Origin of the sequence: Shewanella sp. 11B5, assembly GCF_002836795.1 — a bacterium.
Lineage (GTDB): Bacteria > Pseudomonadota > Gammaproteobacteria > Enterobacterales > Shewanellaceae > Shewanella > Shewanella frigidimarina.
Window position 1 is genome coordinate 1 of record NZ_PJAP01000287.1, and the last position, 11,263, is coordinate 11,263.

An 11,263-nucleotide genomic window follows, 5' to 3' on the forward strand; every position below is an offset into this window, starting at 1 on the left:
CGGATGATGTTGCCGTTGAAGAACCGATAAAGTCAGCTGAAGCAAAGGCGGATGATGATATTGATGCATTGTTGGCTGAGTTTGATATGCCAGCAGAGTCGGACGATGTTGCCGCTGAAGAGCCGATAAAGTCAGCTGAAGCAAAGGCAGATGATGATATCGATGCATTGTTGGCTGAGTTTGATATGCCAGCAGAGCCAAATGTTGCTGCCGTTGAAGAACCGCAAATATCAGCTGAAACAAAGGCCGATGACGATATCGATGCATTGTTGGCTGAGTTTGATATGCCAGCTGAATCGGACGATGTTGCCGCTGAAGATCCGATAAAAGCAGCTGAAATAAACGCGGAAGATGATCTTGATTCATTATTATCAAAATCTGATTCAGAACAAACTGATGTTGATGCTCCTACTGCAACGGACGACGATATAGATCAACTCCTAGCTGGCTTATCTGCAACCAAGAATGAGAACGAACAAGATAGTTCAACAGATAGTTCAGAAGATGATGGAGATACTGAACCTCAGCCACTAAACAGTGATTCAGTTGATAACGATGATGATATTGCCGCGTTAATTGCAGCTGAGTTACAAGATGATGCTAACGAGGATGTCCCAGACGTAGAGTCGAGTGACGATGACATTGATGCATTGTTATCTAGCTTGAATGAGCCTGTTATTGAATCAGTATTTGACGAAGAAAGTGATGAATTATCTACAGGAGAACAAGCATCTTCCGATAGTGATGATTTAGCGACGCAAATCGCAGCTGAGTTAAGCGATGATGAAGATGTCGCTGACTCTATGGATGATAATGAAACCAGTGACGATGACATCGATGCATTATTAGCGAGTCTTAACGAGCCGGTGGTTGAGTCAGATGCTGATGTTCAGGAAAAAGCGGCAGTCCAAGCACAGATTGCAGCTGAATTAGATGATGATACATCTAGCGAAGAATCTACATCTGATGATGAGTCACTCGATGATGACATTAATACCTTATTGGCAAGCTTTAAAGACGATATAAAAGACGACGCTCCGTTGATTGGCGAGACTGAAAATATTGACTCTGACGGCACTCAAATGGACGGCACCCAATCTGATAATGAAAGTATCGACGATAATGCATTGTTTGATGAGTTTGATGAATATCTTAATGATATCGATTTAACTAACACTGATGATGTCGCAGATATTGAAACGACCCCGTTTATTGAGCCTGAAACCGATGCTGATAAAGCTGCAGACAGCGATGACCAAGATAACAGCTGGTTAGATGCTGAACTTGAAGCCGCGTTAGCATCAACGAGCAATAATGATGTTGAGTCCGATCAAGAAACTGCAGCTATACCAACTCCTGTAGCCATGCCTACATCAGAAACTGATGCCGATGATGGTTTGGATGCATTATTAGCGCAAATGGACGATGACGATAAAACTTCATCTACAGCGCAAAATAATGCCAATAAAGATTCAGGTTTCTTTAATGACCTTAAATCAAGCAAACCTAAACCTGAACTTTTAGATTGGGAAAGCGATTTACTTAAAGCTGCTGAGTCTGCTGCTGACGAGAGAGAAGTCGATGAAGCAGATGTGAGTGATGATGATCTACTGGCGGCATTTTCACAGTCACTCAAAGATGATGACAACGATGATGACTTTACCTCTGAAGATGAGTATATCCTTAGCGATGACAACTTAACGGTTGATGAAGCACTAGCAGCACTCGATCAAAAAGAACGAAGCCAATCAACAGAATATAAAGCCAGTGACGATGACTTAATGCGTTTTGAGCGTGAAAACGGTTATATCGACATTGATAAACTGTTGAACGACGCTGATGAAGATGACGATAAAACCGACCAGTATAAAGACGTCAATGTTGATATGGGCTCTGTGAATTCGTTAATCGGCAACCCGAACATGATCGATGTTGATGATGAAGAAAACTCCGTTAATGCAAAACTTGATTTAGCCAGGGCGTATATTGAAATTGAAGACCAAGACAGTGCCCGAGCGTTATTAAAAGAAGTGCAAATGGACGGTAATGAACGTCAACAATTAGAAGCCAAAAATTTACTGAAAAGTGTTAATTAACGCGAGCAATTGAGGCTGAATAGGCAAAAACATAGGCTTATGTTGACCACATAAAAGCAAACGGCGCAGATACATGCGCCGTTTTTTTGTGATAAACTGCGCGCCATTATTGAGTAGAGGATATAGGCATGCGGGTCGCGTTAGGTATTGAATATGATGGTAGTAGTTTTTGTGGGTGGCAGCGCCAACTCGAGGTCGATTCAGTGCAAGCCCAGATTGAGAAAGCGTTAAGTTATGTGGCTAATGAACCTATAACCGTATCGTGTGCCGGAAGAACAGATACTGGTGTGCACGGTACCGGGCAGGTGGTTCATTTTGACACAGATGTTCAACGTCCAATGACGGCGTGGACACAGGGCGTTAATGCTAATTTACCAGACAGTGTGGCTATACGCTGGGCAAAAGAAGTCGATGACAGTTTTCATGCTCGTTACAGTGCTACAGCCAGACGTTACCGCTATGTGATTTATAATCATAAACTGCGCCCTGGTATTTTAAGTGCAGGTGTAAGCCATTATCACGGTGATATTGATGAAACTTTGATGCATAAAGCTGCACAGCTTTTTGTTGGCGAACACGATTTTACCAGTTTTAGAGCCTTGCATTGTCAATCTAAAACACCGTTTCGAAACGTGCATCAAGTCAATGTAACTCGCCAAGGCATGTATGTGATGGTCGATATTCAAGCTAATGCATTTTTACATCATATGGTGCGAAATATTGTTGGTTCATTACTGCAAATCGGCTTAGGTAATCAACCTATAGAGTGGATAACAGAATTGTTTGCCCTGAAAAATCGTAAGCTAGCGGCACCTACCGCTAAACCGAACGGATTGTATTTGGTCGACGTAACTTATCCTGAACATTATCAATTACCTAAGCTAGCTTTGGGTCCATTGTTTATGCTCGATTAAGCCCTTTAAGCTATCTATGTTATTTACGTTAGCTAAGTTATCTTTATTGAAATGTAAAACGAATGTTCTGTATTCGCAGGCCGAGTAAGGTTTGAATAAGTTAAATGGTATTGAATTATGTCAATCGTGTCTGAAATAACTGTGCCCAATCAACAGTCAAGTTTAGCTCAATGGCTGGATTATTTGTTGGCAATTCATCCTAGCGAAATTGACATGGGTTTAACTCGAGTCAGCGCTGTTGCCGAGCGATTGAGTGTGCTTGATTTGGCGCCAGCTAAAGTGATTACCGTAGCCGGCACCAATGGCAAAGGCACTACCTGCGCCATGTTGGCTTCGATTTTACGTCAGGCTGGTTTGTCTGTCGGCGTGTATAGCTCGCCTCATTTGCTGCATTACAATGAACGGGTGCAAATAAATCAACAAGACGCTAGTGATGACGCTCTTATCGAAGCTTTTTGTGCCATAGAGACGGCGCGAGGTGATATTTCATTAACCTTTTTTGAATATGCTACCTTAGCTGGTTTATATTTGTTTAAAGCTGCTAAAGTCGATGTGATCATCCTTGAAGTGGGTTTAGGTGGACGGTTGGATGCAACCAATATTATTGATTCCACAGCCACTATTTTGACCTCAATCGATCTTGATCATCAAGAATATTTAGGCGATACCCGCGAACTGGTTGGCAGAGAAAAAGCTGGTGTGTTTCGCCCCGATTGTGTCGCTATTATCGGTGAGCCAGACTTACCGTTGAGCATCACTGAATATGCGAATCAACTCGGTACAACCCTTTATTGTGTTGGGCGTGAGTTTGATTACCATAAAGATCAGACTCAACCAACATTATGGCACTTTGAATCTGCGCAGCAGTCATATACTGGTTTAACGGTGCCAAGGTTACCGCTGGCTAACGCTGCTAGTGTTGTTGCGCTGCTAAGCCATATTTGGCCGCAAATAAGCCAACAGCACATAAGCCAAGGATTACAACAAGCTCAACTCGCTGGACGACTAGAACAGGTAAGCCAGCAGCCATTAGTATTACTAGATGTTGCGCATAATCCACATGCCGCCAGATATTTAGCGCAACAGTTACAGGCTTATCAAGGCCGTCGTATTGTAGCCTTGTGTGGCATGCTTAAAGATAAAGACATTAAGTCGGTATTGGCGACATTAGCCGAGAAAATTAGCCATTGGAATTTGGTGAGTTTAGATAATCCACGTGGCGCATCAGCGCAAGCATTGCGTCAAGCATTGCCCAATGACAGTAGCCGTGAGCATGTTAGCGAGTTTGCTGATATCGCTAGCGCATGGCAAGCCATACAAGCTACAGTCAATGCAGATGATGTGGTTATTGTCTTCGGTTCTTTTTATACTGTAGCTGGCTTTAAATCTTTATAAACACTATTTATGTCAGACGTCGGTTGTGCTAGCCATCATTAACGTCATTTGGTTAAAAAAGGGAATTAGCTTTGAATCGTCAATTTCAAAATCGTTTGGTGGGTACCATCGTATTAGTGGCCTTAGGTGTGATTTTTTTACCCGATTTGTTAGACGGTAAAAAAACGCAGGTGGTTGAGGAGTTTACTGAAATTCCTTTACGTCCAGCTCAGTCAAGTGCTTCAAATAAAGTCAATTCTGACAATAACGCTGAACCAGCGGAAGAATTCCAAGTGTTAACGATTGCTGAGCCACAAGATCTCAGTAATGATATCGTTGCATTAGGAGAAGCTGAACCGAAAAAAGAATCGAGACAAGCTGTTAAGCAGCCAACTCCTGCTCCAGTTACAGTGGCAGTTAAAAAGCCTGAACCCCAGGTTGTTAATAAAGTGAAATCACCCATTACTGCTGGGTTTACATTGCAGTTAGGCGGCTTTAACAATATTACCAACGTAAAAGCATTGATAGCACAACTGCGTAAAGCAGGGTTTAACGCTTATACACTGCCTAAAATTCCCGTAGAAGGGAAACTTACCAGAGTGTTTGTAGGCCCTGAAGTCTCAGAAGAAAAACTTAAAGCTCGTCAGCAACCTATATTCAAATTAACCGGATTAAAAGGCAAAATCGTAGCCTATAATCCACAAGAACAATAACCTCTTCAGACGGTGTTTTGCGTGCGTGATTAATATTTACAATTTGATTGTTCTTAATCACGCAAGAATAATTTGTGCAATCAGAGGTGAGAAACATCTCTGTCTCTGTTAGAATCCCGCCGTCTTGAACCCTATACCGGATCACCATCTCCATGGTTTGGATTGATTACGCAATAATTATTGTCATCGGGTTATCAACTATTATTAGTTTGATCCGCGGATTCGCCAAAGAAGCCATGTCTCTTGTGGTTTGGTTTGCCGCTTTCTTTATCGCTAGCCAGTTTTATCTTGATCTTGCTGCTCATTTAACCCAAATGCAGGACGAGTTAGTCAGAAACGGTGTGGCGATTGCCATTCTTTTTATCATTACCCTGATCCTAGGGGCACTCGTTAATTATTTATTAGGCCAGTTAGTGGCTAAAACCGGATTATCGGGCACAGATCGTGTTTTAGGCCTGTGTTTTGGTGCCATTCGTGGCGCGTTAATCGTTAGTGCATTACTGTTTTTTATGGATGCTTTTACGGCATTCCCTGACACCAAATGGTGGCAGGATTCTGTTCTTGTACCTGAATTTGGCGTGGTTATTCAGTGGTTTTTTAACTACCTTGAAAATACCTCAAGCTTTGTACCCAAAATATAAACATAAAAACACCTTACAGTGAGGAACCTTACCCATGTGTGGTATCGTCGGAATAGTAGGAAAATCAACAGTTAATCAGACCATTTATGATGCGCTGACTGTGCTCCAACATCGTGGTCAAGACGCAGCAGGTATTGTGACGGTTGACATGAATGCGTTTCGTTTACGCAAAGCAAACGGCTTAGTCAAAGATGTGTTTGAACCTAAACATATGCAGCGTTTACAAGGCAATGCTGGCATTGGACATGTTCGTTATCCTACCGCTGGCAGCTCGAGTGCATCAGAGGCACAACCGTTTTATGTTAACTCGCCATTTGGTATTTCGTTAGCGCATAACGGTAACTTGACTAATACGATTGAACTGGCTGCTAGCCTAGTCACAAAACGTCGTCATGTTAACACTACCTCAGACTCTGAAATCTTGTTAAATCTGTTAGCCGATGAATTACAAGAAACGCGCAGTTTAACCTTAAGTGCCGACGAAGTGTTTGACGCAGTTGCTAAAGTACATGCGCAAACGCGCGGTGCTTATGCGGTAGTTGCGATGATTATTGGCCAAGGTTTAGTGGCATTTCGTGACCCATTTGGTATTCGTCCTTTGGTATTGGGTAAACACGAAACCGCAACGGGTACCGAGTATATGGTTGCTTCAGAAAGTGTTGCTTTAGACGCTGTTGGTTTTGAAGTGATGCGTGACGTAGCACCTGGTGAAGCTGTTTATATTTCTCTTGATGGCCAGTTATTTACCCGTCAATGTGCAGCAGATCCAAGCTATGCTCCATGTATTTTCGAATTCGTGTATTTTGCACGTCCCGATTCGAGCATTGATAAAGTGTCTGTTTATGCAAGCCGTGTAAACATGGGCGCTAAATTAGGCGAAAAAATTAAGAAAGAATGGGAAGATCACGACATTGATGTTGTTATTCCTATTCCTGAAACCTCGTGCGATATCGCATTAGAAATTGCACGTTGCATGGATTTACCGTACCGCCAAGGTTTTGTGAAAAATCGTTATATTGGTCGTACGTTTATTATGCCTGGTCAGTTAGAGCGTAAAAAATCAGTACGTCGTAAACTGAATGCGATTAATACCGAATTTAAAGGTAAAAACGTATTATTGGTTGATGACTCGATTGTACGTGGTACTACGTCTGAACAGATCATTGAAATGGCGCGTGAAGCCGGAGCAAAGAAAGTATACTTTGCATCAGCAGCACCGGAAATCCGTTTCCCGAATGTGTATGGTATTGATATGCCAACGTCTAATGAGCTTATTGCTCATGGCCGTGATGCAGACGAAATTGCTAAAATCATTGGTGCCGATGGCATTATTTTCCAAGACTTAAGCGACTTAATTGAAGCGGTAAGAATGGAAAACCCAGAGATTAAGCGTTTTGAAACATCAGTGTTCGACGGTCATTATATTACCAGCGACGTTGACCAAGCTTACTTGGATCATTTAACGCAGTTACGTAACGATGATGCCAAAGCCAATCGCTCAAAAGACATTGGCACTAACTTAGAAATGCACAACGAGTGTCATCCATAAGTTAACCACTGTTTGTGAGTGATAAAAACCAGCATGAAAATGCTGGTTTTTTTATGTCCGCTTTAAAAACTCGATGACAAACGATAAAGATTGATATCAAACGATGACAAGCGAATGCTGCGAAAATGCCTAGATACTAGGTCGCTTCGCAACTAGAGGCTATAAGGGCGATAAAGATAGATAACAAGCGATGGCAAGCGAATGCTGCGTAAATGCCTAGATACTTGGTCGCTTCGCAACTAGAGGCTATAAGAGCGTTAAAGATAGATAACAAGCGATGGCAAGCGAATACTGCGCAAATGCCTAGAGGCTAGGTCGCTTCGCTGCTAGACGCTATAAGAGCGATAAAGATTGATAACAAGCGGTAACAAGCGATAGATATAGAGCAAGCGATCACAAACGATGAACATCGATCATAAGTGCATTGTGCTTAAGGCCTCACTTTCAAATACGATCATCGAGCAATATTGTCTGCACCGTCATCCCGGTAACGCTTTTGAGCCGGGATCCAGCTTTTAAAGTGGTGTAGCGCACTCGTCGGAGAATGTCCGTTGCAGATGTTATATAAGTGCTTTAATCGCCAAATAATCTTGCAACGTTTGTGAGGCTTTTTGTGGGTTCGACAGGTTTATTTTTTGGTAGTGGGTCAGCACTTTGTTTAAATATCGCTTGGCAATATCGCGCTCTTGGTCATTGTTACATTGCCAAAATTTAGTGCCTACAGCGCTAATTTTAGCCGTAGTACTATCGCTATTTATTTGTGATGATGAATTGCTACGCGTTACGTAGATAATTTCATAAAAACGACGGTTTTCTTCAATCAGTTTTTCATCAATTAATTCACAATCAAGTTTGATAAGTTGTTGGCGTAACTCATATTGATGGTGAACTGGACACAATAAAAAATCGATACTGCGATCAGAATATTGTTGGCAAAGTGAGTTAACGAACTCGATCATCAAATCTCCACCCACTCCGGCAATAATCACCAAGGGCGTATGCTCATCTTGATCCAAAGGTATTGCTGACACATCACTACAGTGTACTTGCCATTTTGGTGGATTTTGCGGTGGGTAAAAACATTCGAGCTTGGCGGTTAACTGCTGCATCAATGCTGGCACAATGTCGACGAAATGGATCATGGCTGCATGTCTGTCTAGCAACGCGGCGCCGAGTAATCCATGGTCGCAACAGCAATCCCAAATATGAGTGTAACCATTGGGGATCATCATGTTGATATGTGCTAAGCGGTGGCCGAGTTTCATCTATTTATCAAGTTTGGAAGTGAACCTGCGCATTGTAATGATTTAAGTGACAAAGTGGTTAATTATTTCATATTTGCAGCTTGGCGTATTTAACGCTAATCTGTACTGTAAATTTATACAGTTAAGTGGCGCGGTTCATCTTTTGAACGCTAGCGCCCCAACAGTGGATTATGATTTTATATATTGCTGAAAAACCCAGTTTAGGTCGTGCTATTGCCGATGTTTTGCCAAAGCCACATAAAAAAGGTGACGGCTTTATCACTGCTGCTAATGGTGATTGCGTGTCATGGTGTATTGGCCATTTGCTCGAACAAGCCGAACCGGACGCCTATGACGATGCATTTAAGTCATGGAAACTCGAACATCTTCCCATCGTGCCACAAACGTGGAAACTACAGCCAAAACCTAAAACACGCAATCAACTTACGGTGTTGCGTAAATTGGTCAAGCAAGCATCATCGATCATTAATGCTGGCGATCCGGATCGTGAAGGGCAGTTGCTGGTCGATGAAGTGATTTCTTATTTAGGTGTGAAAGGAGACAAACTCAGTCAAGTTCAACGTTTGTTAATCAGTGACTTAAATCCACAAGCGGTAAAACGTGCTTTAGGGCAATTACGCAGTAACCGAGAGTTTATTCCATTATCGACCTCTGCATTGGCCCGCAGCCGTGCTGACTGGCTATATGGCATGAACATGACCCGAGCCTACACGATTCAAGGTCGTAAAGTGGGTTATCAAGGCGTGTTGTCGGTTGGCAGAGTTCAAACACCTTTGCTGGGGCTCGTCGTTCGTCGCGATGATGAGATTGCCGATTTCAAACCCAAAGCTTTCTATGAAGTCTTAGCGCATTTACTCACCGACCAACAACAAGCATTTACCGCTAAATGGCAACCTAGCGAAGCATGCCAACCTTATATGGATGAAGACGGCCGAGTGTTAGCTAAAGGTTTAGCCGAAAATGTCGTTGCCCGTATCAATGGTAAACCAGCGGAAGTCACTAAAATTGAAGCTAAAGATAAGCGCCAAAACCCACCATTACCTTACAGCTTATCGGCTCTGCAAATAGATGCTGCTAAACGTTTTGGGTTATCGGCAAAAGAGGTACTGGATACTTGCCAAAGTTTGTATGAGCGTCACAAATTGATTACTTATCCGCGCTCAGACAGTCGCTATTTACCTAAAGAGCAGCATGCTTTGGCACCAAAAGTATTGGATGCCTTGCTCAAAGGCGCTTCAGGCTTAATTGAAGGTTGTGAGTCTCCTAATAGCAAACTTAAATCTAAAGCCTGGGATGACACTAAAGTAGATGCTCACCATGCGATTGTGCCAACTGAAAAGGTCGCTAATTTAGCGGCATTATCAAGTAACGAAGCTAAGTTATATCAACACGTGGCAAGGCAATATTTAGCCCAGTTTTATCCCGCTTATATTTATGCAGAAACCGCCGTTGAAGTGACCATTGCCGGTGGATTATTTACCACTAAGGCTCGTCAGGATAAAGCATTAGGTTGGAAGCAATTATTTAAGCGGACTGCCACAGTAAATCAAGCTAGTTCTAATTCAACTAGCAGCGATGACGACAATGATGATGCGGTACAGTCGTTACCGCCACTGGTTAAAGGGCAAATATTGCATTGTCAGCGTGGTGAATTACTACAGAAAATGACTCAAGCCCCGAAGCATTTTACCGACGCGACATTATTAGGCGCGATGACGGGCATTAGCCGTTACGTAACAAACAGTGAGATTAAAAAAATCCTTAAAGAAACCGATGGCTTAGGTACAGAGGCCACACGTGCAGGAATTATTGAATTGCTGTTTAAGCGCGGTTATTTAATTCGCCAAGGAAAATCAATATTGGCAACGCCCGTCGGTGTTGGCTTAATCCGCAGTTTACCCGAATCAGCAACCACACCCGACATGACCGCATTATGGGAAAACAGCCTCGATGCTATCAGCCAAAAACGTTTAAAGTATGATGCCTTTATGCAGCCATTGTTGAGCCAGTTAGATGGTCTAATCACTCAAGCATCGAGCCAGTTACCATCAGCATTACAAGGTGTTACCAGTAGTGCACCAAAACGCAGTTTTAAGAAATCGTATAAAAAGAAGGCTAAAGCGAAAAGCTAAATTGGCAAGGGTTACTTGCATTACAGCCTAGGTATTTCGGGAATATAGCTGTGTAAACTCACAATTAGGAACTTTGTAAATGTCATTGTGAACTTTTAAACCATTAAGTTCATATAGTCGATATTTAGAGACAAACATACTAATAATCTAGGAAAATAAAGGAGAGTGTTATGAAAAGCACACTAGTGTTAACAATATTTGCAGCAAGTTTATTGTCTTATGCATCGAACGCCACCGCAGATAAAACCATTTTAGCTGGCGGATGTTTTTGGTGTATGGAGTCAGATTTTGAGAAACTTGATGGCGTAACCGATGTGATCTCTGGGTTTACTGGCGGAAACATCAAAGACCCTATCTATAACGGTAACCATCGAGGACATTTTGAAGCGGTTGAAATAACATACGATCCTAGCAAAGTGAGCTATGCAGATCTGTTAGAACATTACTGGGTCAACATTGACCCTTTTGATGCAAGCGGACAGTTTTGCGATAAAGGTTCTAGCTATTTAAGTGCCATTTTTGTGGCAAACGACACCGAACGGCAAATTGCACAACAGTCTAAAAGCAAAGTAGAAAAGC

Annotated in this window: 9 protein-coding genes; 8 read left to right on the top strand and 1 reads right to left on the bottom strand. The window is 42.4% G+C overall.

What is annotated here, in order from left to right; translation table 11 throughout:
- The 6 genes from CXF78_RS05395 to purF form a co-directional block, all read left to right on the top strand.
- Positions 1–2,096: FimV/HubP family polar landmark protein (locus CXF78_RS05395; protein WP_308302238.1), on the top strand; the 2,096-nt coding region annotated here is incomplete at its 5' end.
- A gap of 128 nt (positions 2,097–2,224) precedes the next feature.
- Positions 2,225–3,010, top strand: a complete 786-nt coding sequence (truA, locus tag CXF78_RS05400) for a tRNA pseudouridine(38-40) synthase TruA (protein WP_011636868.1) — start codon at positions 2,225–2,227, stop codon at positions 3,008–3,010.
- Positions 3,011–3,127: 117 nt separating this feature from the next.
- Positions 3,128–4,405, top strand: a complete 1,278-nt coding sequence (folC, locus tag CXF78_RS05405; RefSeq protein ID WP_102036200.1) for a bifunctional tetrahydrofolate synthase/dihydrofolate synthase — start codon at positions 3,128–3,130, stop codon at positions 4,403–4,405.
- A 71-nt stretch (positions 4,406–4,476) separates the two neighbouring features.
- The gene (locus CXF78_RS05410; RefSeq protein WP_102036201.1) at positions 4,477–5,097 is read left to right on the top strand and encodes an SPOR domain-containing protein; all 621 of its coding nucleotides are present in this window, start codon (positions 4,477–4,479) and stop codon (positions 5,095–5,097) included.
- Positions 5,098–5,249: 152 nt separating this feature from the next.
- Positions 5,250–5,738, top strand: a complete 489-nt coding sequence (locus CXF78_RS05415) for a CvpA family protein (protein WP_011636871.1) — start codon at positions 5,250–5,252, stop codon at positions 5,736–5,738.
- A 34-nt stretch (positions 5,739–5,772) separates the two neighbouring features.
- A complete protein-coding gene (purF, locus tag CXF78_RS05420) occupies positions 5,773–7,287 on the top strand; it encodes an amidophosphoribosyltransferase (protein ID WP_059747412.1) in 1,515 nt (504 codons plus the stop codon).
- Positions 7,288–7,847: 560 nt separating this feature from the next.
- On the opposite strand, the gene CXF78_RS05425 is transcribed toward purF, so the two are convergent.
- Positions 7,848–8,552 carry a tRNA (adenine(22)-N(1))-methyltransferase gene (locus CXF78_RS05425; protein WP_102036202.1) on the bottom strand — a complete coding sequence of 235 codons (705 nt, stop codon included), beginning with the start codon at positions 8,550–8,552 and terminating at the stop codon, positions 7,848–7,850.
- A gap of 170 nt (positions 8,553–8,722) precedes the next feature.
- On the opposite strand from CXF78_RS05425, the gene CXF78_RS05430 reads away from it, so the two are divergent.
- Both CXF78_RS05430 and msrA read left to right on the top strand, forming a co-directional pair.
- Positions 8,723–10,684, top strand: coding sequence for a DNA topoisomerase III (locus CXF78_RS05430; RefSeq protein ID WP_102036203.1), 1,962 nt, complete (start codon positions 8,723–8,725; stop codon positions 10,682–10,684).
- A 170-nt stretch (positions 10,685–10,854) separates the two neighbouring features.
- Positions 10,855–11,263, top strand: a 409-nt coding sequence (msrA, locus tag CXF78_RS05435; protein ID WP_102036204.1) for a peptide-methionine (S)-S-oxide reductase MsrA, incomplete at its 3' end; no start/stop codon positions are given.